General features: G+C 51.7%; 16 protein-coding genes and 1 tRNA gene. 8 read left to right on the top strand and 9 right to left on the bottom strand.

Annotated elements, in window-relative coordinates; translation table 11 throughout:
• Positions 1 to 72 precede the first annotated feature (72 nt).
• Complete coding sequence (locus IAD09_01895) at positions 73 to 666, top strand: DUF1349 domain-containing protein (GenBank protein HIT80985.1); 594 nt, start codon at positions 73 to 75, stop codon at positions 664 to 666.
• 570 nt (positions 667 to 1236) lie between these two features.
• On the opposite strand, the gene IAD09_01900 is transcribed toward IAD09_01895, so the two are convergent.
• The 3 genes from IAD09_01900 to IAD09_01910 form a co-directional block, all read right to left on the bottom strand.
• Entirely contained in the window at positions 1237 to 1932 is a 696-nt protein-coding gene (locus IAD09_01900; protein HIT80986.1) for a hypothetical protein, read from the bottom strand.
• An 11-nt stretch (positions 1933 to 1943) separates the two neighbouring features.
• Positions 1944 to 3056: a hypothetical protein gene (locus tag IAD09_01905; GenBank protein ID HIT80987.1), complete on the bottom strand. Its 1113-nt coding sequence runs from the start codon at positions 3054 to 3056 to the stop codon at positions 1944 to 1946.
• A 136-nt stretch (positions 3057 to 3192) separates the two neighbouring features.
• Positions 3193 to 3276: transfer RNA gene (locus IAD09_01910), tRNA-Leu, on the bottom strand.
• Positions 3277 to 3637: 361 nt separating this feature from the next.
• Here IAD09_01910 and IAD09_01915 point away from each other — a divergent pair.
• Positions 3638 to 4717 carry a mannose-1-phosphate guanylyltransferase gene (locus IAD09_01915; GenBank protein ID HIT80988.1) on the top strand — a complete coding sequence of 360 codons (1080 nt, stop codon included), beginning with the start codon at positions 3638 to 3640 and terminating at the stop codon, positions 4715 to 4717.
• Positions 4718 to 4866: 149 nt separating this feature from the next.
• Positions 4867 to 5334 carry a hypothetical protein gene (locus IAD09_01920; GenBank protein HIT80989.1) on the top strand — a complete coding sequence of 156 codons (468 nt, stop codon included), beginning with the start codon at positions 4867 to 4869 and terminating at the stop codon, positions 5332 to 5334.
• On the opposite strand, the gene IAD09_01925 is transcribed toward IAD09_01920, so the two are convergent.
• Both IAD09_01925 and IAD09_01930 read right to left on the bottom strand, forming a co-directional pair.
• The gene (locus IAD09_01925; GenBank protein ID HIT80990.1) at positions 5331 to 8330 is read right to left on the bottom strand and encodes a serine hydrolase; all 3000 of its coding nucleotides are present in this window, start codon (positions 8328 to 8330) and stop codon (positions 5331 to 5333) included. The two genes, IAD09_01920 and IAD09_01925, sit on opposite strands and share 4 nt — an antisense overlap.
• Positions 8327 to 9829, bottom strand: coding sequence for a bifunctional metallophosphatase/5'-nucleotidase (locus IAD09_01930; protein HIT80991.1), 1503 nt, complete (start codon positions 9827 to 9829; stop codon positions 8327 to 8329). The genes IAD09_01925 and IAD09_01930 overlap by 4 nt, the downstream gene beginning before the upstream one ends.
• Positions 9830 to 10094: 265 nt before the next feature.
• On the opposite strand from IAD09_01930, the gene rplS reads away from it, so the two are divergent.
• Positions 10095 to 10442 (top strand): 50S ribosomal protein L19, encoded by a 348-nt coding sequence (gene rplS, locus IAD09_01935; protein ID HIT80992.1) that lies wholly within the window; start codon positions 10095 to 10097, stop codon positions 10440 to 10442.
• 453 nt (positions 10443 to 10895) lie between these two features.
• Here rplS and IAD09_01940 read toward each other — a convergent pair whose 3' ends face one another.
• The 3 genes from IAD09_01940 to IAD09_01950 form a co-directional block, all read right to left on the bottom strand.
• On the bottom strand, positions 10896 to 12332 hold the full coding sequence (locus IAD09_01940) for a hypothetical protein (protein ID HIT80993.1): 1437 nt from the start codon (positions 12330 to 12332) through the stop codon (positions 10896 to 10898).
• A 33-nt stretch (positions 12333 to 12365) separates the two neighbouring features.
• A complete protein-coding gene (locus IAD09_01945; GenBank protein ID HIT80994.1) occupies positions 12366 to 14357 on the bottom strand; it encodes a hypothetical protein in 1992 nt (663 codons plus the stop codon).
• Positions 14358 to 14971: 614 nt separating this feature from the next.
• Positions 14972 to 16798, bottom strand: a complete 1827-nt coding sequence (locus IAD09_01950; protein ID HIT80995.1) for an ABC transporter ATP-binding protein — start codon at positions 16796 to 16798, stop codon at positions 14972 to 14974.
• A 341-nt stretch (positions 16799 to 17139) separates the two neighbouring features.
• Between IAD09_01950 and IAD09_01955 the strand changes: the two genes are divergently transcribed.
• From IAD09_01955 to IAD09_01965, 3 genes are all read left to right on the top strand, one after another.
• Positions 17140 to 20061, top strand: a complete 2922-nt coding sequence (locus tag IAD09_01955; protein ID HIT80996.1) for a TonB-dependent receptor — start codon at positions 17140 to 17142, stop codon at positions 20059 to 20061.
• Between the two features lie 174 nt (positions 20062 to 20235).
• Entirely contained in the window at positions 20236 to 21261 is a 1026-nt protein-coding gene (locus tag IAD09_01960; GenBank protein ID HIT80997.1) for an FAD:protein FMN transferase, read from the top strand.
• 129 nt (positions 21262 to 21390) lie between these two features.
• A complete protein-coding gene (locus tag IAD09_01965; GenBank protein ID HIT80998.1) occupies positions 21391 to 22584 on the top strand; it encodes a pyridoxal phosphate-dependent aminotransferase in 1194 nt (397 codons plus the stop codon).
• A gap of 115 nt (positions 22585 to 22699) precedes the next feature.
• On the opposite strand, the gene IAD09_01970 is transcribed toward IAD09_01965, so the two are convergent.
• The gene (locus IAD09_01970; protein ID HIT80999.1) at positions 22700 to 23389 is read right to left on the bottom strand and encodes a Crp/Fnr family transcriptional regulator; all 690 of its coding nucleotides are present in this window, start codon (positions 23387 to 23389) and stop codon (positions 22700 to 22702) included.
• 169 nt (positions 23390 to 23558) lie between these two features.
• Here IAD09_01970 and IAD09_01975 point away from each other — a divergent pair, with 169 nt between their 5' ends.
• Positions 23559 to 24170 carry a MarC family protein gene (locus IAD09_01975; protein HIT81000.1) on the top strand — a complete coding sequence of 204 codons (612 nt, stop codon included), beginning with the start codon at positions 23559 to 23561 and terminating at the stop codon, positions 24168 to 24170.
• The last annotated feature ends 37 nt before the right edge of the window (positions 24171 to 24207 follow it).

Consider the following 24207-nt stretch of genomic DNA (forward strand, 5'->3'; position numbering starts at 1 on the left):
AGGATATTGGGTGGCGTTTCTCATTTTGGATAGTTCCTGCCCCCAATTTATGTTATTCCTTAAAAAACTATTATCGTGAAAACATTTACCCAAGAAAACCTCTATTGGATACATGAACCTCGACGCTACTCTATCTCAGATGCGCTCATTACGATAGAGACCGAACCTCATACCGACCTTTGGCAGCGGACCTATTACGGATTCCGGAACGACAATGCTCCCGTGTTGCAGATGAAGACGACACAGAAATATTTCTCGTTTACGGTCAAGACGGTTTTCAATACCTCTGTCCTGTTCGACCAGTGCGGCATTGCCGTCTACTTGGATAGCGATAACTGGATAAAAGCCTCGGTCGAGTACGAAAACGACCGCTTCCAGCGGCTTGGCAGCGTGGTGACCAATAACGGTTATTCCGACTGGGCGACGCAAGATATTCCCGCTTCGATACATGAAATATGGTATCGCCTGAGTCGCCGCGAAAGTGATTATTATATCGAAACGAGCCTCGACGGTATCGATTTCAAGCAGATGCGTGTGTGCCATTTGTTTCATGGCGATGGAGAAATCTCGTTTGGAATCTATGCAGCCAGTCCCTCACAGCACACATTTACGGCCGAGTTTACCCACATGGAAGTGGGAGAATGTACCTGGAAGGCTTGGCAATAGAGCCTACATATCTGTGCTTGAAGAGCCGCTTTTTCTATCCAATTTCTTTGGCTTAGTCGACAAAAAATAGGATAAAACCTCTGCAAGGCACTGATTTTAATATCTTTGCGAAGATTATTACTGATATGGTTAAAAAATGCTTTTTCTGCGGGTCTCCCAATGTGATCAGGAACGGCTTGAGAGGCAGGAAAAAACAATATAAATGCAAGGATTGCGCCCGCCAATTTTTAGGCGGTACCCGGCGCGACAAGTCACAGGTCATCTTGGAGTACATTGAGGACAAACAGACACGGAAACAGCTTGCCGCAAAAGTATGTGAGCTTCAAGAGAAGACCACGGAATTACATAAAGTGACAAATACCTATTACCTTTATACCGCCGAGGGTGAACGCCTTTTCTGTGAGCGGCACAACTGTCGGATTTATCCCGACAACAGAGGCATCTACTGGCATTTCAAGGTTGCCGACTATCCGGCTTATATACTTCCTACCGAAATCAGTAAGGCATATCTTAACCATGATATTTCGATACGGGATGTGTATGTGCATTGGCATAAGAATAGGGGATAATTTATGACCAACTATACCTGATGTTAACTTGTTGATAATATTCATCGACAATTTCTTGAGCGTTTGGTTTCATAACCATATCAGAAATTTGTTGCAAACATTTATCCTTACTTGATTGAAGAAATTGGCCGTTAAATAATTCCATATAAACATCACAAACCTGATTTGATATATCCTTAACAGTCATTGGTGCAAGATTACGGCCTGATTTGTTACGATATTCCAAACACATATCAACAGCGTATATGACAGCGGATTTTTCAAGGTCAGGCAGGAATATATTGCGTTTAAAATCACACGTTAGTTTCGTAATGTTTTGGATTACGTCTTGTTTAAAATACATACGCATATCAGGCAAATGCTGCCAATCATATCCAGTCTGGACATTAAAGTCATCCACTTGTTCGTTTATTCGTTTTTGCCTTTCGTCCATGCCGTTACATACATTATTAGGTTGGCCTGCCAAGTATTCTTCATAAGTTATTTCTTTAATGCCTTTTCTTGTCATTGGCACGTATATTCCTTCTCCTATTTTCACGATATAAGCAGAAGGCGTTCTCTTTACGACTTCGCCCACCATACCGTTTTTTGGGTAAAAATTGTATTTTGCCCATTCAGTTTTATTGGCATAAACGCCATTTATAAATTCCATTGTTGTGGAGAAGCATTCTCCTTTGTCGATGATTTCTACGTACATGGTTTTTATGTTTATTGATTAAGCTTTTCATACAAATAAGGTAATGGCATGGTATTGCCTATTCTGATAAGTGGTACAGGTTCTTGTTGGAACAACTGTATGTAATCAACAGCATCATTCATATTAATGAAGTTAAAAGCCTTACTCTTGGTATGGCTCGCAAAACGGAGATACAAATCTTTACTGCATATATAAGGCTCTATCATATGGTAGTCTTGAGTCAGTGCCTCATATCCAATAAAAGCCACAAGAATATCATTCTCTATCTTCTTTCCAAGACAATGGCAGATACTTAAAAGAAAAGCATCTTCAGTCAGAATGAATTTATCGGTAAGTAGAGCGTAGATAAACAAGATGTCTTCAATAGTGTATTCTCCAAAGAGGTGATTTTCTCTTATCTGGGAGAATCCACAGCTGAAATTATGAATTTTAAGTTGATATGACGGGTGGCAATTATATATGGAATGTTCGCATTCTTCATATAAGAATCTCGCATACTTAAAGATTTCAATTCCGCGAAATAGTGGGTTTATATAGCTCTTTCCGGTATAATACCTATCTAAGTATTCATCGAATTCCTTATTGAACGGTATTTCATTTAACAGAACCCCACATTCAGTATGCAATCCAAAAACCTTTCTATCAAGATAGAACTGTTTAATAAATCCGTTCTTAGGAAAGACGGTAAATAGGTAATTATCAAGCCCGAACAAACGCCATATATTATTAACAAACGTGCATCTATCGTACAGGTTATTTAAATGAATAACAATTTCACCTTCAGGATGGACAATCCCTTTAGGAGTTATCTGCTCATAACAAAATCCCTTAGGGAATATTATTTCTTTAAAATTATATGTCCTAAAGAAATAATCAATAAAGACATCATCAATATATTGGTAAATGTGGTCAATCTTACTGCTATTAACAACAGAACCTCCATGAAAGAAATCAGTATGGACATTTAAATCTTTCGCAAGCCCCAAACTCGAAATAAAAGATTCCATATGAGACAGAACTTCATTCCTGTCGGTAAACATATTATCCCCTTCTTCTACATAAAAAAATTTATGGAAGTGAAGGTCAGCCACCAATTTATCAACAAGTTCAGAACTTCTAATCATATTAGTTCGTATCAAATTATTGTTATTTCCTTTTAGAATACCCCTAAGTCACTGCTCTGTGGGAACAAAACGGGAACATTCTTAAAAGAATAAAAGGATAAGTCGTTTGTTATCAACTACTTATCCTTTATCTTCGTACCCAGAGCCGGGATCGAACCGGCATGGAAGTGAATCCACTGGTGTTTGAGACCAGCGCGTCTACCGATTCCGCCATCTGGGCCCGGTAAAGCGTTGCAAAGGTAACGATTCTTTTATAATCCACAAATGTTTTTGCGTTTTTTTATTTTTCTCTTTCCCGCCGGGTTGTTTTATGGCGACGTGGGGTGGCCGGTAGGGCTGCTCCCTGCCTTGCCGTGGGGTGGAACTTTTGTCTCGTGTCGGGAGGGTGGGGCGTAATTGTGCGGGTTGGTCGATGGGGTGACGCGGTGGGTTGCCGTGCCGGCTCTTGTTGTGCGGCGTGCGGCTCTTGCGCGGGGGTGTCGAAAAGGTTGTTTTTTATCTAAAAAAATTCTTTTCGCGGGAGGAAGAGTCCAAATAAAGTAGTATATTAGCCGTATCAACTTTTGATATACATTTCTGGTATGGGAAACAACCGATATTGTGTGATTATGGCCGGCGGCGTCGGCAGCCGTTTTTGGCCTTTCAGCCGGGCCGACCGCCCCAAACAGTTCCTCGATCTTTTCGGCATGGGGCGTTCGCTCTTGCAGATGACGTATGACCGTTTTTCCGCTATTGTGCCGCCCGAGCATGTTTTCATCTCGACGCACGAGCAGTATGTCGACTTGGTCATGGAGCAGTTGCCCCAAGTCCCCCGTGAGCGCATCTTGGCCGAGTCGCAGCGGCGCAACACGGCTCCGTGTGTGGCGTGGGCGGCTTATCATGTGCGGGCCATCGACCCCGAGGCGACGATGATTGTCTCGCCTTCTGACCATGTGATTTTGCGTGAAGAGGTTTTCAGCGAAGCCATTCGCCAGGGTATGGATTTTGTCGAGTCGCACCCTTCTCTTCTCACGTTGGGCGTGAAGCCCACGCGGGCCGAGACCGGTTATGGTTACATTCAGATAGGCGATGAGTCGTTGGGCGCCATACGTTCGGTGAAGACGTTTACCGAGAAACCCAATCGCGAGTTGGCACAGATTTTTGTCGACAGCGGGGAGTTTTTCTGGAATTCGGGCATCTTTATTTGGAAGGCTTCGTCGATCATCGATGCCATCGGTCAATATCTGCCCGAGGTTTCGATGCGTTTTGAAACCTGTACCGACAGTTTCGGCCGTTACGAAAGCGTACCTGTGGTGCAGAAACAACTGGCTGCCTGCCCCAATATCTCTATCGACTTCGGCGTGATGGAGAAGGCCAAGAATGTGTATGTCTTGTGTGCCGACTTCGGTTGGAGCGACGTGGGTACTTGGGATTCGCTTTTTGCCCTTTCCCAGAAAGATGTGAGCGAGAACGTGGTGCTGCACGGCCGGGCCACCTGCTACGACAGCCATCGCAATATCATATCGACCAACGAGAAGAAACTGGTTATTCTCGACGGGCTCGAAGATTATATCGTGGCCGACACCGATAACGTGTTGCTCATCTGCCGCAAGAGCGAGGAGCAGCGCATACGGCAGTTTGTCAACGATGCCAAGACCCGCTTTGGCAACGAATATACATGATGCCTTGCCGGGTATCGACGTTTATGGGCGGAGGTGCATGATGCGCTTCCGCTTTTTTTGTGATGCGCCGGGCGGTAACGAATGGCCGGGCTAAACAATTTCGCATCGGGCGATGTTCGTTATAAACAATCGTTTGTAGCTGTCGCGATATGAAAGAGAATGTAGGTGTGATTTATGATTCCTCGTCCCGTGTTGCCGACGTGGTTGCCTTGTTGCGCGACCGGTTGTCGCTGAGACGTCGGCAGGTGCGGCCGGTGGCCGGGGTTTCGGCAGGGTGCTTGTTGCCCTGCGAGGTGTTGATGCTGGTTTCGTGCCGTTGGAGCGAGCCGTTGCTCCCGGGTGAATGGCATGCATTTTTTGAGCATTTCGGTGTCTCGGCGTTTTCGGGGCGGACGTTGGTGCCTGTGGCGACATCGGTGCCGTTGGCGGTGAGTCTGGCGCCGGCCTTGCGGCGTATGTTGCGGCCGGTGTGCGTGCGCATCATTTCTCCGGTGGAGGTCTTTTTCATACCTGAGGGACATTTTGCCGAGGCCGGAAATGATGCGGGAGCGACGCGTCAGGTCGATGAGTGGTTGTCGGTCTTTGTCCGTTGCGGAGAGCCGGCCGATGAGCGTTAGTGTTTCGTCTCAGCGGCGGACGTGAGCGATTGATAGATGACCGATTGTATGCGGGTGCGGATATTCATGTCGAAAAGACGGGTGTTCCATCGGTGGGGATAGACCCGGTTGCTGAGAAAAATGTAGATGATGTCGTTGTCGGGGTCGACCCAGAAGGCTGTTCCCGTGTAGCCGGTGTGCCCGTAGACCGAGCAGGGGGCTTCTTCGCAAGTAGGGCTTTTCTGCGGGCTTTCGGTGTCGGGCTTGTCAAAGCCCAGGCCGCGCCGGCTCAGCGTGCTTTTTTCGGTGGTGAATTTCTGCACGGTGGTCGGCTCGAAGTAGTCTTCCATGCCATAGCTTCCTCCATTTTGGAGCATCTGCAACACTTTGGCCATGTCCCGGGCGTTGGAAAACAATCCGGCATTCCCGCTTACGCCGCCCAGGAAGCAGGCCAGTTCGTCATGGGGGTACCCCACGACGAGTTGCTGCCTGAACAGCCGGTCGTCCTCGGTGGGGGCTATGGCCGATAGGGGAAATTTCTCTCTCGGTCGAAAGGTCATGTGGTAGGCGCCGAGCGGTTGCAACAGCCGGCGGTCGATAAAGCGGTCGAGCGGTTCGCCCGAGACTCGCTCGGTGAGCTTTTGCAGAATGACGAAGTTGAGGTCGCTGTATCGGTAGCGGCGGTCACTGCGCGATACCGACAAGATTTTGTGCCAAATGCTGTCAGCAAGGGTCGGTGTGGCATAAATGCTGTCGGCGATGAGCCGGGGAAAATCCCGCCGTGCGTGGTTGTCGAAGAGCCACGGTTTGAGCCGGCACCCCTGTTGCACATACCACTCTTTGTCGACTTGTATCGGGTAGTTGCTGTCGCGTCCCCTTTTCAGGAGGGGGGCCGAGTAGCTGTCGGGGTCGATGAGCAACCGGCGCAGGGAGATGCCGGCGGGCAGTCCGCTCTCGTGCATCAAGGTCTGGCGCAGCGAGATGGCCGAGAGTCCGTAATCGCGCATCTCGGGCAGATAGAAGCAGAGCGGGGCGTTGAGGCTCACCTGCTCGTGGTCGTTGAGCCACATGATGGCGGGCAGGGTGCCCATGGCCTTGGTGATGGAGGCCAGGTCGTAGAGGTCGTTGGTGCTTACCGGGTGGGTTTTCTCATAGTCGAAATGGCCGAAAGCCTTGTCATAGACAATCTTTCCGTGGCGTGTAATGATGATTTGGCAGCCGGGAAAGGCCATGCTGTCGATGCCTTCGTGTACGATGCTGTCGATGCGAACGAGGGCGCGGCTGTCCATGCCGACCTCTTCGGGGTAGGCGTGTCCCAGCCGGCATTCGGGAATATATAGGCCGTGTCCCATCGGATAGCGGCCTGTGCTTACCGGGAGCTTACCGTCGGCCGAACTTCCCCCGAAAAGCACTTCGGCGGCGCATTCCTGCATGACGCGATTGTTTTCATAGGCCATGATTACCGCTTCGGACTCATCGATGAGGTCGTCGTAGGCGGCGAGAAGATAGGGCGACGTGAAAAAGACCAATGCCTTGTTTTGGGCTTTTTTCAGTATTTTCTGGGCGACTCTTATATCTTCGTCTTTGGAGGAGAAGATGGCGACGATGGTGTGGGTGCTGTTCGACAGGACATCGATGAACTGTTTTATCTCCTGGTCGCTCGATTGGGCGTGCAGGCGGCATGTGCGCTCTATCGGGGCATATTCTCGCAGCCGGGCGATAAATGGTTCGGCATTTTGCCGGCCGACGGTGACGACACCGAACGTTTGCCGGCCGAGACCGGTGAAGGGTAGAATCTCTTCCCGGTTTTCGAGCACGGTGATGGCTTGTGCCGAGAGTTGCCGAATGAGCCGGTGGGCTTCGAGGCTGTTCAACTCTTCGAGGAGGGAGTCGGTCTTCACCTCTTGTCGGGCGTTGAGGCCGAGCACATATTTATATTGCAGCACCTTCCGGCAGTGGCGGTCGATGACCTCTTGCGGCAGGGTGCCTTCGTTGTAGCTCTTCACCAGCTGGTCATACTCTTCTCGGGGTTTTAGCGGTTTCAGCAGAATGTCGTTGCCGGCCAGCAGGGCATCGAGGGCCGGGGTTTCCGAGAGCGCCCCTTTCATTTCGAGGGCGTCGGTAAATACCAGACCCTCGAAACCCATCTCATTTTGCAGTAATCCGGTGACGATGCGTTCCGAGAGAGAGGTCGGCTTGCCGCTTGTGCTGTCGAGTGCCGGCACGGAAAGGTGTCCTACCATGAGCCCCGAAAAGCCGGCACGGATATAGCGGTCGAAAGTCGATAATTCGCACGAGTCGAGTTGTGCGCGGTTGCGACCGACGGCGGGAACGGTGAGATGCGAGTCTTCGTGCGTGTCGCCGTGTCCCGGGAAATGCTTGCCGACGGCCATGACGCCTTCGTCTTCGAGCCCTTGGGCATAGAGGCGGGCTTTGCGGCTCACGTTGTCGGGGCTCTCTCCGAATGAGCGGTTGCCGATGACGGGATTTTGGGGGTTGCTGTTGACGTCGAGGTCCGGGGCGAAGTTCACCTGTATGCCCATGCGGCGGCAGGCGCGACCCATTTCACGCCCGTAGGCATAGATGAGCGAGTCGTCGGCAACGGCTCCCAGCGTCATGTTGCGGGGGAAGGAAGGCGTCTCTTTCAGCCGCATGGCCAATCCCCACTCGCCGTCCATGGTAATCATCAGCGGCACGCGCGAGAGCGACTGGGCGAGATGGGTGAGGGTCGCCTGGTCGATGGCCGAGCCTTTTGAGAAGAGAAGGCCGCCCACATGGCACTGCTCGATGAGATTTTTGAGTTGCTCCTTGTTGCGGTCGGTCAGGTTGTTTTCGACCCCGACGACAAACAGCTGCCCGATGCGTTCGGGTACCGAGAGCCGTTGCATGACCGAGTCGACCCAATGGTTCATGGCTTGTCGGTCGGTCTCCCGCATCAGTCGGGGCATTTGGGCAGCCTGCATCGGGCCGAGGAAGAAGACTCCCAGTGTGAGCAGGAAAAAGATTTTTAGCTTCATGGACGATGCGATTTTTTATGCGGTAATTCTTGACTGGTTTTGTTCCAGGAGCCCTCTCTCTTGGCCGTGATTTCACCGATGTACCGGGCCATCAGGTCGCAGAGGAGCATCTCCGTGTCGATGCGCCGACGGCAACGGGCGAGGGGCGTCAGGTCGCTGCCACCGTTGGCGAGGTAATCGGTCGTGGCAATATGGTAGAGGCGGCGGTGTGAAATTTTCTCTCCGCCGATGGTGAGATGTTTTATCCGCTTACTGGGGGTGACGACACACTCGACTTCGCGGCTCACACCCTGGCGTCCGACCGCGGCAATGATTTTGAAGAGCCGTTTTACCTCTTTCCCCGACAGGGTGATGTAACAGAGCCGGTTCTCAAAAGGATAGCACGCCAGTATATCTCCCCGGGTGATTTCTCCCGCGCCGAGGTCGCAGCGCATGGCCCCCGGGTTGATGATGCCGAAGTCGCAGGGCCGCCCTTCCCGCCGGGCTTGTTGCACGAGGGCTTCGGCCGTGAGGTCGGGGAGGTCGTTTTTGCGTGTCAGGGTGACGGGAGATTTCCCGACAACCTCTCCATATCGCTCCTCCATCGGGCGACGGTATGACTCGATGAGGGCGACTGTCGTGGAATCGGCTCTCCCGTCGTAACGGGCCGAAAGGTCGATGAGGTAGCCCTGCCGGCTGTTTTCCTGGCATTCGATGACTCCGACATAGAGACCTCTTTTCCCCGTTTGGCCGATGAGTACCTTCTCCCCCGCTTGGTTGATGACCGGGAGCGGAGCCGGCAGGAGGGTGTGGGAATGTCCTCCGATGATGATGTCGATGGCTCGGCTGGACCGGGCCAGTTTCCGGTCGTCGTCGATGCCCAGATGGGAGAGTACCACGACGATTTCGGCTCCGTGGCGTTTCAGACTGTCGGCCGTGCGTGATGCCGCCGCGATGGCATCGCGATAGACGACGCCGGCATTTTTTTGCGGGTCGACCAGCGTTTTCAGGTCGACACCGACGCCTGTGATGCCCACTTTCCAGCCACCGATTTCTTTGATGACTCCTGCCGAGAAACAACCCTCCAACGGCGTTCCTGACACTCCGTAGTTGCAATTCACGATGGTGGGCTGCGCCTTTGCATACATGGCGGCCAGCGATGCCGGGCCATAGTCGAACTCGTGGTTTCCCGGTGTGATGAAGTCATATCCCAAATGGTTCATGAGGGCCATTTCGGCCGCGCCGTGGTAGGTGGGGTAGAACGCTGTTCCCTGCACGGCATCGCCGGCATCGACGAGGAGCACGGCCTTGCCCGTGTGGCGCAGGCTGTCGATAAGCGCTTGGCGTCGTAGTGCACCGCCCAGGTCGGGCAGGGTATCGTGGCGGTCGGTGGGGAGAATCTGGCTGTGAATGTCGTTGGTGTGGACAATCAGCAAGGCTTTCTTTTCTCCGTAGGCCCCTATGGAGAGGAGGCAAAAACAGAGTCCCACGATGAATGTCTGTGGTCGGAAACGCAACATGGTTTTGCAATAAATAACGTATAAGCGAAATTACGAAACTTTGCCTCGCCAATGTCATACTTCGTAACGATTAACATTTATTAGGCGCTCTCCGTTTTGCCTTGAAGCGACAGAAAATGGGACGGAGGAGCGAAAAAACACGTTTTCATTTTGTTATCCCGTAAAAAAATCGTTACTTTGCCCCGCTTTTCGTAATCTCTGGCAGGGAAAAGTGTTACCTGTTTATATTACGTTTCAATACAAACATTTTAAATAGCTATTAAAAATGGACTTGATTAAAGTTGCAGAAGAGGCATTTGCTACGGGCAAACAACACCCCTCGTTCAAGAGTGGTGATACCGTAACGGTGGCCTACCGCATCAAAGAGGGTAACAAAGAGCGTATACAGCAGTATCGCGGTGTTGTTATTCGCATCTCGGGTTGCGGTGAGAAAAAGCGTTTTACGGTGCGCAAAATGTCGGACAACGTGGGTGTGGAACGTATCTTCCCCATCGAATCGCCGTTTATCGACAGCATTACCGTAAATAAAGTGGGTAAAGTTCGTCGCGCCAAATTGTACTATTTGCGTGACTTGACCGGTAAGAAAGCCCGCATCAAGGAAAAAAGAGGATAAGGCTATCCCTGTTCCCTCTATACTGACCCCGTTTTCGAAAGAGAACGGGGTTTTGTATTTCCTGCCTTTCCCTTGCCGTGTTGTCGTGCCGCAAACACTCTCTCTTTGCGGAAGTCATTTCGACTCAGAGGGTTCGCGGGGGATACCCTGTCTTCGCCTCTGGGCCATCTGCCTCGTCGGGACTTCTCCTTCCCGGCCGTGCAGAACCTTTTCCTGCGGCAACGTTTCGACCTTCTCCGCCTGCCTTGTTTACTCGTCAACGGGGCCTTCGCAATTGTTCCCGCATTAGCGTTGAGAACATTTTCTCCGGGTCTCGGCGGTTATCCCTTCTTTGACCTCCGGTGTACAGCTTCGGGCTGGGTTTTGTCGTGCCGAGAGGCAAAAACACAGCGACACCGCCTGAGGCGGTGTCGCTGTGTTGGTATGGGAAGAATACAGGTCTTGGTTGTTGCGTTACATGTTTTCGGGGACGCTGTTGTAGACCTTTTGTTCTTTCAGTTTGGGGTCTTTACCCAGCGGGATAGAGATGCCGAAATTGAAGTTGGCGGCAATTTCACCTATGGGTATGTAGTCGGGCGTTACACGCAGGGAGGAGAAGTCGGCTCCGATGAAGAGCGGCCCGAAATTGAGTACGGCACCGAAGGAGTTGGCAAAGTTCGAAACGGTTCCGTTTATTCCCAACATAAACCAGCGTACCGGTTTTAAGTTGATGCTGCCCATGAGTGAAGTCTGGGTGTTGTTGGCATAAAAACGGGTGGTCGAGAGGAGACCTACCGAGATGTGGTTTCTGAGCAGTTGATATTCAGCACCTACGGTGAGAGTGGGGGCAAGCCATACCTTTCGTTTTGACGGAGCTTTTCCTTCGTTGAATTTGGCAAGGGCTTCAAGGTCGTCGGTCAAGTCGTCGACTTGGTCGTCGAACGTATTTCTCGATTCTCCCAGTTCATCGGTGTAATCATCGCTGCCGATTCCGGTAAACCCGTCGTAAATGATTTCACCATCGGGCGTGACGCCGCGCAAGTTCTTGTTCCACGATATAAATCCGATATTGGTAATCGCCGCCGATACGATGAGGTTTTTGACGGGAGTGTAGGTGGCACCCAAATCGAGCCCTACACCGCCGCCGGCAAGGCCCAATCCGTCGGTGTCGAAATCGAAGCCGGTGATTTCCCCGGTTTCGGGGTCGGTTTCGAGGCTGGCTCCGCCTACCGAAAGGTCGGCTCCGCCGTAGCTCTCGATTTTCCATTGGTCTTCGGCCATGGTAAGGGTGAGCTTGTCGAAGTGTGCATCGGCTTGTGCGGCACCCAGCAAAGCCTTGATCTTGGCACCGACCGTCAGTCGGTCGTTGATGCGGTGGGAGTGTCCCAAGGCTATCTCGACATAGGAGTTGGCTGTCGCCGAGAAATCTTTCAGGTCATATTGTGTGACGACTCCTTCGCTACCGTTTTTCAGGAATCGGAACAGGTCGCCGGGGATTGCCATCGACATGCGTGTGTGCAGCGACACGTCGAGAGTGTTGAATCCGTTCCATTTGTGGAAACCGAATGAGAGAATCGAGAGGTCGGCATTGATGTTGAAGGCATTTTTGTCTTTGATGTTTTTCTCGAATTCTTCTGCCGATACCTCGGAACTGAGAAAGGTGTTGAGTTTGTCGCCGTCGGAGGGATAGATAAAGGTGTTGTATCCGAAATTGGTCGACGTCCCGAACGAGATGTTTCCGAGCATGGGTATGGCCAAATAACCTCTTTCGGGAATCAAGGCGGGGTTAAGCTGGTGGCGCATGGGGGCACGTTCGAGAAAATAGGCGCTTTGCAGGGGTTGGGCCGACGCACCGGCTATCAGGAAACTGAACAACCCGGTCGTCAATATCTGTTTTATGGAGGATTTCATGTTGTCTTGTTTTAGGTGTATTCAGTACTGATGTTATAATGTGTCGAGGTCGACTTCGATTTTTGCGAGTCTTGCACTGAGTTTCAGTTGCAGGTATTGTGTGCTGCGCAGAGCCCCGCTTTCGAGACCTTCACTCAGGCTTCCATCGATGCGGTATCGCAAGTCAGTGATCGATTTCAGGGCACCGTTGCTGTTCTCGGTGAGTCGAATGACGATTTTCCCGGTTGAGGGTGTCGGGTCGTAGAGGCTCATGTCGGTTGCCCCGGCGATGATTCCCTTGCCGTTTTCATCGCTGTTGAGGACTTCGAGGTCGATGCCTTTGATGATGCGGTAGTATTCGGGATTGTTGTCCTCTTCATCATCGATGACTCTCTCGTCGGCGGGAAGTTGCAGATATTCTTCGGCCGAAATCTTTTGCAGTGGTTCGAGGGTAAATTCGAGGTCCAGCGGGAGGGTAGTCGTGTAGCTGGCGATAATGGCGGCCTCTTGCATGGAGAAGTCGGCGAATATGTCGTCGAGCCCGCCCTCAATCTCGGAGAAGTTGATGGCGAAGTTCTCACCGAACTCCATGGGTACGGTGATGTCGCAACTGACCGAGACTTCACTGGGCTGGTTGTTGAGCAGTGCAATGTGTTCGACATTTTTGTCGGTTTGGGCCGAAACCGTGGCTTCGAGTGATGAGGGTATCTTGTTGTTGAGCAGGGCGGGAAGGTCGCCTTGTGCCCAGGTGTAGAGGGTGTCGTTGAGCCAGAATGTTTTCTTCTCGGCGTCGACCCAACTTGTGGTCGGCTCGCGTTGAGAAATGTAGATGTTGTTCTCGCTGGGAATCATTACATGGTTTGTCGCATCGTATGTGGCTTGGGCCATGTAGATGGTGTCGACGGTGATGGGTTCGGCGTTGAGACTTTCGCCATTACTGTCTTTGGGGTCGATAGTGAGGTGCGTCTTTACGGGAATACCCATGGGGTTGGTGGCGCATAGCTTGATGTAGGGGTTGGACAGGTCGAGGGTGATGTCGTTGCCTTCGAGGAAGTCGGGCATCGACCCGATTTCTATTGAGAACGATTCGTGGGCCGAAGCGTCGATGATACCGGCAATGCGGGTTATTTCAAGTTCTTCGATGGAGAAGTCGGTGCGTACTTGGGGTTGTGCGGCAAGGATTGTTCCCGCTCCATTCAACTCGATTTCTACCGATGCGTTTCCGTCGAGCGTGAATTTGTTATTGACGATGTCGAGTATGTTTTCGTCCTCGCTGCTGGGCAGGAGAAGGAAATCGTTGGTCCCGTCGGGGCGGATTTCACCACCACACAATCCGTAGATTTTGACGCTGATCGTGAATATTCCTTTTTCGGCGTTCTTTTGGGGAATGTAGAGGACATGGTCCCTGATGGCCAGCGGGTTTCCGTTGTCGTCGGTGTCTTCGAGCGTGACATCACCGATGTTGCCTGAGGGGGCGAGCATCAGCATGTGGGGCAGCGACATGGTCATGTCGGAGAGTTGCAATGCGAAATTGGCCGGGCCTTGCTCTTCATAAATTTCGGTGGTGATGGTGAGAACGGCCTCTTTGGGAGCATCGAAGAGAATCGTGTCGATGCGTTCGATTTCTTTCGAGATATTCAGTTCCGATGGGTCGACCGGAACGTCGGCCGATAAAGTGAGGGGTATCGAAGTGTTGAATTTGATACCATTTTCGACCGCTGAAATGACTTCTTCGGGAAGTAAAATCTTCGTCGGTTCGATATTGGGAGCCAAACCGTTGCTTTGGTCGATGGCGACGCTCTGTATGGCTGCAAACTCGGTTGTGGAACGGGTCGATTCGGAAATGTAATAAACGCTGTCGCCATTGATTTTCAAATTGTCATCGGTGCTGATGAGTTTCGACAATGTGAATTTGTCGGTTTCTCCGATGGGAATTGATATTCCATTCTCGGCAATCGTCACGTTCATGTCGATTTCCTTGTCATATTTGTTGTCTACGCAATTTGTCAACAACAAAAGACAGCAGGGAATGAGTAGTTTTTTCATAGAGGAAATAACGTAAAAGGAAATATGCCTGTTTTTAGATTATATTACACACTCTATTAAAGGTTTACAAAGTTAAAGCTAATTTCTCAGATACGTGGTACAAATGGGGCGGTAATTTGTTGTGTTAACTTTATTTATATATTTTTGAATAAAAGAAAAGAACTCGTCGCCTCTGTGACCGGGGCGGGAGCTCTTTGAGAAACCGGAAGCGACATAGGCTCATGTTGGCCACCGAGTTTTCGCCCCGGAATGTGCCGGCATAAAATGAGGCGGCGGCTAAGACCAGAACATTGATTCTTGCCATTGAAAGAGCATTCTCGATGCGATACAGGGGCTTTTATGGTTGTTTTTTTGTAAAGTTTCCATGTTGTATATATTTGATTGTCTGGGTGATGAATAAATATGATTGCTCCATGTCGAATGAACCCGCCGGCTTGCTTCTGCGTCGGCAGGTAAAAGGTGGCACGCCATGTCGGCGCGTGTAAAAATTGGAAAAGAGAGGCGGCCGGCAAACGCCATGCACTCTTGCCTATGTGTGGCAAGAGAAGGAAGAGGAGCGCAGTGAACAGACCCCGGGCGACAGGGTGTGGCGGGTCTTCTTCATCGGGCGAACATCAGAATTGTTGCATGTCGACCAGGTGTTTGTAGTAGCCGTTGAGGGCAATCAGCTCTTCGTGGCGGCCGGCCTCCACGATTCGGCCCTCCTGCATCACGCAGATGAGGTCGGCATCTTTGATGGTCGACAGGCGGTGGGCGATGACTAAGGTCGTGCGGTTTTTCATGAGGTTTTCGAGGGCCTCCTGCACGAGCCGTTCCGACTCGGTGTCGAGAGCCGAGGTTGCCTCGTCGAGAATGAGAATGGGCGGGTTTTTGAGAATGGCGCGGGCGATGCTCACGCGTTGGCGTTGGCCACCCGAAAGCCGGCAGCCCCGGTCGCCGATGGGGGTGTCGTAACCTTGCTCGGTGGCCATGATGAAGTCGTGTGCGTTGGCGATGCGGGCAGCCTCCTCGACCTCCTCCTGGGTGGCGTCGCTCACTCCGAAGGTGATGTTGTTGTAGAAGGTGTCGTTGAACAGTATGGCCTCTTGGTTCACATTGCCCATCATGGCGCGCAGGTCGAATACCTTCATGTCCTTGATGTTGACGCCGTCGATGTAGATACCCCCCTTGTCGACGTCGTAGAAGCGGGGCAGGAGGTCGGCCATGGTCGATTTTCCCGAGCCCGATTGGCCGACGAGGGCTACCGTCTGCCCTTTCTTTATGGTCAGGTTCACGTCTTTGATAACCCACTCTTCGTTGTACTTGAACCATACGTTGCGGTATTCGATGGCGTTGTTCAGGACCACGTCGGTTACCGGCTTTTCGGGGTTCTTGATGGGGTTCTCGGTCGAGAGGATTTTGTCGACACGCTCCATGGCGGCCAATCCGCGTTGTATGGTGTAGGCGGCCTTGGTGAGGTCTTTGGCGGGGTTGATGATGCTGTAAAAGATGATGAGGTAGTAGATAAATTCTCCGGCGTTGATGACGCTGTTGCCGCGCAAGATGAGGGCGCCGCCAAACCACAGCACGATGGCGATGGTCGTGGTACCCAGGAATTCGCTCATCGGGTGGGCGAGAGCCTGCCGGCGTCCGATGCGGTTGGTCGTGCGGTAGAAGAGGTTGTTGGCCGATGAAAACCGTTGGTAGATGCGGTTCTCGGCATTGAAGGCTTTGATGATGCGCAAGCCGCCCAGCGTCTCTTCGATTTGGGCCATCAGGCCGCCCCATTGCTGTTGGGCGTCGAGCGAGGTGCGTTTCAGCGATTTGCCCACACGGCCCATGACAAATCCCGCCAGCGGCAGCAGCACCAGGACGAAGAGGGTGAGTTGCCAACTGAGAATGAACATGGTGGTGAGGTAGCTGATAATCATGATGGGGTTCTTGAATATCATGTCGAGCGAGGTCATGATGGAGTTCTCGACCTCGGCCACGTCGCCGGTCATGCGCGACATGATGTCGCCCTTGCGTTCGGTGGTGAAGAAGCCGATGGGCAGGCTCACCACTTTGCGGTAGACAAAGTTGCGAATGTCGCGGACGACGCCACCGCGTAGGGGTATGATGCAGGCCGAGCTCAGGTAGCTCGTCATGGTCTTGGCGAAAGTCATGACGATGAGCCACACGCCGAGCAGCATGAGAGTCCAGATGGCGCCGTGGACCTTGATTTGTTCCGACACCAGCCAGTAGAAGTTGTTGATGACGACATCTTTCAAGTCGCCTTCGCCCCAAGGTATGAAAGAGTAAGTGGCTTCGCTCGTCTTGAAGAGAATTTCCAAGATGGGGATAATCAACATAAACGAGAAGATGCTCAGCAGGGTCGAAAGCAGGTTGAAAAATATATTGAGAATCAGGTATTTCTTGTAGGGGGGGACAAACCGCAGCAGGAGTTTGAAAAGCTCTTTCATAACATCTACGTCTTTATTTGGCGCCGCAAAGATACGATAAAATATGCAGGATAAAATTTTTTTTGCATCTCTTTTCTTTCTTCTCCGGCCGATGTATCTTTGCATGCTCTATGGAGCGGTTCCCATGCGGCAGCGATTATATACACATGGGCTCCCGGGGAGCCTCTCCGTTTTGCCGCTGGGCAGGTGATTTTATTCTGTGCTCGGAACCGCTTTGGAATGCCGGCGTGTTACCATCTGTTAAATCCCATCAAAAAACAACCTCCGCCATTAAACCCTTTTCTGTTTAAAACGTCAAAGCAACAAAAATCGAAAACAACATTTAAGAAATCGCGAGACAAATGAAACAATATCTTCTTCTCGGCTTGCTCTTTTGTATAAGTGTGTCGAGTTTCGCTCAATTTCCCGGACGTCCTCCCATGCGAATGGAAGGGGGTGGCCCAGATGCCGAAGACCCGAATCAGTCGGAATATTTTATCGCGGGGCAGGTGTATGACGAGAAAAACGCCCCCATGGTGGCCGTCTCGGTGCGATTGCTCTCGGCCGCCGACAGTTCGTTGATAAACGGCACCGGGACGATGACCGATGAGATGGGAAAGTTTACCATCAAGAACCTGAAACGGGGCGATTATCTTGTCAATGTCTCTTTCTTGGGTTACAAGCCTATATATAAGCCGGTAAAACTGTTGCGGGTACAGCCCTCGGCATCGTTGGGAGCCATGCAGATGGAACCTGACGCCATACTCTTGGGCGAAGCCGTGGTTACGGCCGTCGTGCCTCCCGTGGTGGCCAAGGAAGATACGTTGGAGTTCAATGCCGACTCCTACAAGACGCAGCCCAATGCCGTCGTGGAAGACATGTTCAAGAAATTGCCCGGCGTCGAGGTCGATGAAGACGGGAAAATTACCGTGCAAGGGAAAGAGGTGACAAAAATTCTTATCGATGGCGAGGAATTCTTTACCGATGACCCCAAAGTGGCTTCGAAAAACCTCCCGGCCAACATGGTGGAGAAAATCCAGGTTGTCGACCGCAAATCCGATGAAGCCCGTTTTTCGGGGGTCGATGACGGGGAAGAAGAGACCGTGATAAATCTCACCGTGAAAGAAGGCATGAAACAGGGTTGGTTCGGTACGGGACAAGCCGGTGGCGGTACCGAGATGAATGATCTCAAAGGCATGTATGAGCTCAATGCCATGGCCAACCGCTTTATCGACAACAACCAGTACTCTTTCCTTGGAAGTCTCAACAATACCAATAACCAAGGAGCCAGCGACCTCGGCTCTTCGATGTTCTCGGGCAGCAGCCGCATGATGAGCGGTGGAAACCGGGGAACCGGAACGGCAGGAATGGTCGGTGGAAATTTCAATGTGGGAAATAAGGAGAAGACTTTCCGCATCGGAGGAGATGTGGGGTATATGGGTAACGACCGTTATTACAAGAGCCGCAGCGAGCAGCAGAATTTCCTCACCAACGACAGTTCGTCATTTGTCAAACGCGAAGGCGAGAACATCAACCGCAGTCATAACTTCCGGGTGAATTTGCGCTTGCGCTGGGAAATCGATACTCTCACGAGGTTGGAGTTTATGCCCCGCTTCGGATTCAATAAGTCGCATTTTGAAAATAACGGTTATTCCGAAACCATGGGCGGATATCGAGATGCAGAGTTGGCCGACCGCGACAGCGTCAACGACCAACGTACCAATTCTTGGAGCGATGCGCACGGGTATAATTTCTCGGGACGGTTCAGTTTCAGCCGGGCGTTCAAGAGCGACCCGCGCCGCCGGTTCAGTTTCAGTTTCAATTACAGCACCAACCGTTATGAAGAGAACGGACACACTGACGATGTCTTGAATTTCTACCGGACCGGCATCCTCGACTCTACCCGCCTGCAAAACGACGACAACATTCAGTCGGGAGCTTCCTACAATGCGCGCGTTACTTATGTGGAGCCGCTGTCGGACCACTACTACCTCAACTTCGTCTACCAATATCGCTACAACAACAGCAACTCCGACGCCTATACCTACAATGTCGATGAAGATGGCTTTTTTGTCGACCTCGATTCGCTCGGAATGCCGTTGGCCGACGAGAATTACAGCAACGTTTCCCGCAGCCGCTACAAGACGCATCGCGGTGAAGTGTCCATTCGCGGTGTCTACACCAAGATGAATTTCAACGTGGGCGTCAACCTCGAACACCAGAAACGGGAAACCCGTTACCTCTTCGGCGCGAATACCGGGAACGACATTACCCAGTATGCCCTCAATTTCTCGCCGACTTTCCGCCTGCGTTACCGCATTACAAAGCACAAGAATTTGAGGTTCGACTACCGGGGCAGTACCTCGCAACCATCGGCTCGCCAGTTGCAGGCGACACCCGATATTACCAACCCTCTCAATATATATATTGGTAATCCCGAGTTGAAATCGGAGTTCTCTCACCGGGTTTGGATGCGTTATAACTCCTACAACATCGACACCTACCAGTCGTTCTCCATCGGAGTCGATGCCCGTGCCACACAGAACGGTATCGTGGAGAAAACCATCTATAATGCCGATGGAGGCCGCACCCGCACTCCTGTCAATGTCAACGGTGAATGGAACGCATCGTTGTGGGCTTTCTACAACATGCCGTTCAAACGCAATAAAAAATTCAGTTTCAATTCAAGCACGCGTTTGGCTTATGACAATTCTGTGGGTTTTGTCTCTTTGAACCGCGATGCCAACAGCGAGAAAAACATTTCCCGCAATACCAATATCCGCGAGAATCTCTCGTTGCGCTACTCTTCGGAACTGTTCAATGCCAGCATCGGCGGAAACTATGCTCTCTCGTATGTGACAAATACCATGCAGACCGACAATAACCAGACGACCATGGATTTCGGTGCACGGGCCGAGATAGACTGGTTCCTCCCCTGTGGTGTTTCCATCGGCTCGGATTGCCGCTACCGGGGTACCGCCGGTTATGCCGAAGGGTATAACCAGCACAAGGTCATCTGGAATGCCTCCATTGCCTACTCGTTCCTCGAAAAGAAAAATGCCACGATTCGGTTCAAGGTCTATGACATTCTGCAACAGAATACCAACATCAGCCGTTCGGTGACCGGTACCTATATCCAAGACCAGGAGACCAACGCCATAGGCAGCTACTGCATGCTCTATTTTGCCTACCAGTTCAATACCATCGGAGGCCGGGGCAATGGCGGAGGCGGCGGCCCGCAAGGCCCCGGTGGATATGGTCCTCGTGGATATGGACGTTTCTAATCGACAAGACAATCTCGGGTCATAGGAAAAAGAAGGCCGTGAAACATTTTGAAATCACGGCCTTCTTTGTATCTTTGCTCGTGTATCTTTTCTCCCGGGTGACGGAGGCTTTTCTCCTTCGATGCAGAGAGGGAAGCGACGTGCTTGCACCGGGATCGGAAAAAACAGAAGCGTATGAGAAACAAGAGAGGCTGGTTGGCCTGTGTTGCGTGTCTGCTGGTTTTTGCCGGCATTGCCCTTTGGCGGCAATGCGATGCCCCGGCGGCTTCGTCCTATCGGCACAACGAAGGACTGGTGTTCAATACCATTTACCACTTTACCTATCAATCCGATGAGGATTATCAGTCGCAAATCGAGGAAGAATTGAGGCGTTTCGATGCTTCACTCTCGCCGTTCAATCCCACCTCGATTATCTCCCGCTTCAACCGCAATGATACGGCGGTGGTTGCCGACGCATGGTTTGAGCGGGTCTTCGACCGTTCCAAGGAGATATGGCGCGATACCGAAGGCGCGTTCGACCCTACCGTTTCACCTCTCATCAACGCATGGGGCTTCGGCTTCAAGAGCGGTGTCGCCGTGACACCCGAGGTCGTTGACAGCTTGTGGCACTTGGTGGGTATGGAGCGTATGGAACTCGTCGACGGGCGCCTTTACAAGGACGACCCCCGCATGACGCTCAATTTCTCGGCCATAGCCAAAGGCTATGCTGTCGATGTGGTCGCTTCGTTCCTGCGCGGGAAAGGGGTCGAGAATTACCTGGTCGAGATCGGCGGAGAAATTGCCGCCCGTGGGCGCAACAGCCGTGGAGAAGCCTGGCGGGTGGGGATTGACACCCCCGACGAGTCGAATGTTGCCGGCGGGCAAATCGAGGCGGTCGTGCTGCTCGATGATGCCGCCCTGGCCACCTCGGGCAATTATCGCAACTTCCGCATCGTCGACGGCCATCGGGTCGCCCACACCATCAATCCGGCCACGGGTTACCCCGTGCAACATAGCCTGTTGAGCGCCACTGTGCTGGCCTCGGATTGCATGACGGCCGATGCCTATGCCACGGCGTTTATGGTGCTGGGTGTCGAGAAGAGTCTCGAAATTGCCGCCCGTCACCCCGGAATGGAAGCCTACCTGATCTATGCCGTCGATACGGCGACGACAGCGGTGGCCATGACGCCCGGCATGAAGACATTTCTTTTCGGTGAGTGACAAATTGTTGTCAAATAGTCTAGGCGGCTCTCTTTTTGTCGCGAGCGATACGAAACGGGAATAAAATTCTTTATATAACGAATAATCTTTGTATATTTGCAATCTCGAACAATACAAAAACTTAGAAAGATGAATCCAGTATCAGATCGTTTGGCAAGCCTTTCTCCGTCGGAGACTCTGGCTATGTCGCAAAAGAGCAACGAACTAAAAGCGCAAGGCATCGATATTATCAACCTGAGCGTGGGTGAGCCCGATTTCTTTACCCCCGACCACATCAAAGCCGCAGCCAAAAAGGCCATCGACGACAATTTCTCGTTCTATTCGCCGGTGCCCGGTTACATGGATTTGCGCAAAGCCATCTGTTCGAAGCTCAAAAATGAAAATCACCTCGATTTCACTCCCGAGCAGATTGTCGTTTCCAACGGAGCCAAACAGTCGATATGCAACGCCATACTCTGTGTCGTCAACCCCGGCGATGAGGTCATCATTCCGGCACCCTGCTGGGTGAGCTATGTCGAGATGGTGAAACTGGCCGAGGGCAAGAGCATCGTGGTGCCTTCGAGCATCGACACCGATTTCAAGATAACGCCGGCCCAGCTCGAAGCCGCCATTACGCCCAAAACAAAGGCCATTATTCTCTGCTCGCCGTCGAATCCTACCGGTAGCGTATATTCGCGCGAGGAATTGAAGGCATTGGCCGACGTTCTGGCCAAATATCCCCAAATCATCATCTTGGCCGATGAAATCTATGAGCATATCAATTACATCGGCGGTCACCAGAGTATCGCCCAGTTCGAGAATGTGCGTGATCGGGTAGCCATTATCAACGGTGTGTCCAAGGCTTATGCCATGACCGGTTGGCGTATCGGTTTCATCGCCGCCCCCCTGTGGCTGGCCAAGGCATGCAACAAATTGCAGAGCCAGTACACGTCGGGCCCCAGCTCCATAGCCCAAAAGGCTTCGGTGGCAGCGTTTACGGGCGACCAAAGTTGTGTAGAAGAGATGCGCCGGGCATTTGAGCGCCGTCGCGACCTGGTGGTCGAGCTGGCTCGTCAGATACCCGGTTTCAAGGTCAATGTACCCCATGGCGCCTTCTATCTCTTCCCCGACGTATCGTATTATTACGGAAAGAAGTTCGGTGACAAGGTCATTGCCAATTCGGCCGACTTGGCCATGTACCTCCTCGAAGAAGGCCATGTGGCCACTGTGGGTGGTGCTGCCTTCTGTGCCCCCGAGTGCCTGCGTTTCTCGTATGCCACTTCCGATGAAAACCTCAAAGAGGCTATGCGTCGTATCAAAGAGGCTTTGGCCAAACTGAAATAGGAACAACGCGCGATTGTCAATCGTTGAAAACAAAAGGAAGGGGGCTCCCGAGGAGCCCCCTTCCTTTTGTTTTATTATGCTTGTGGCATGGCCGCAGGTGCCGGGTGGCGAGGGGTTAATCGTCTGTGTCGGTCGAGAGGATTTCGTTCAGTTTGTGGCGGTTGAGCAACTCGATGCCCTGCGAAGAGTAGGTTATGATGCCTTCGTCGCATAATTCGTTGAGGGCCGTCATGAAGACCGAACGCTGTACGCCGAAGAAGGTGTACAGGTCTTTGAGCTTGCAGATAATCTGCACATCGGTGGCGCTGCGCTGGGTGAAACTCAGAATCCAGAATGCCAGGCGCTCTTTTACGCTGCCCGACGACAGGGCCAGGAATGTTTCGAGGCTCTTTTGCGAGTGGCGAGAGAGAATGTTCAGCAGGTTGATGATGAAGATGGGACTTTGCTGTATGAGCGTGACGAAAGCCTGTTTGTCGATTTGCATGATGCCGCAGTTTTCTTTGGCGGTCACTTCGCTGGGATAGGTGGTGTTGCGACCGAAGAGGTGGTTGGGGTAGAGAATGTTGGGGGCATGCAGGGTTTCGGTGACGCGTATTTTCCCATTGATGTTTTTTAACTCCGCCCGGGCGCTACCCGATACGATAAATTTCATGTGCGTGCACTCCTCGCCTCGGCGGGCAATGATTTCATTGTCCTGGTATTTTAAGAAATGGAAGCGGGTCTTTTCTATGATTTCCGACATTTTTGCGCGGCTTACTCCCTGAAAGAGCGGGAGTTGCAGCAATACGTCATACATGCTGTCCATGAGTTTTTTCGTTTAGTCATTCAAAAATAACAAGAATTATCCAAATCTCTAACGAATAAACATAAAATCAAATTCTTTGTTTAGAAAGAATTGTGTTCTTTCTTTTTTCTTAACTTTGTGGTCGATACGGATTATGACCGCTTTAACCTTAACCATGATTCTTTCTGTTATGGAAAACACGTCATTTTATTTCGATTTGCAGGAGATTGTCAGTGCCTTTGTCGTACTCTTCGCCGTCATCGATGTGACCGGCCTGCTGCCTGTCTTTATCGATTACCAAAACAAGGGATTGAAAATCTCCCCCGCCAAGGCCGCCATTTATTCCCTGATCACCTTCGTGGCCTTCCTTTTTGCGGGAAATGCGATTCTGCAACTTTTCCAGGTCGACATCTCTTCCTTTGCCGTTGCCGGTTCGCTGGTGATATTTGTGATGGCCATCGAGATGATATTCGGGGTCGAGATTTTTCATAACGACGGCCCCGGCGGGTCGGCTACGCTGGTTCCCATCGTTTTCCCGCTCATTGCCGGAGCCGGCTCTTTCACGGCCTTGCTGTCGTTGCGCGCCCTGTATAGCTTGCCCGATATTCTCATCGCGTTGGTGCTGAACATCATCATCGTCTACCTCGTGTTGCGCTATGCCTTCTTGGTCGAGAAAATCTTCGGCAAGGCGTTTGTCTATGTGCTGCGTAAATTGTTCGGCGTCATCCTGCTGGCCATTTCGGTGCGTATGTTTGTCAGCAACCTCACCAAGTTGCTCGAATCTTTTGCTACCCAGCAATAACGCTCCGTGTTCCGTTTGAAAAACAAAAACAGGCCGG

Origin of the sequence: Candidatus Caccoplasma merdavium, from assembly GCA_018715595.1 — a bacterium.
In the GTDB taxonomy this organism is placed as follows: Bacteria; Bacteroidota; Bacteroidia; order Bacteroidales; family UBA11471; genus Caccoplasma; species Caccoplasma merdavium.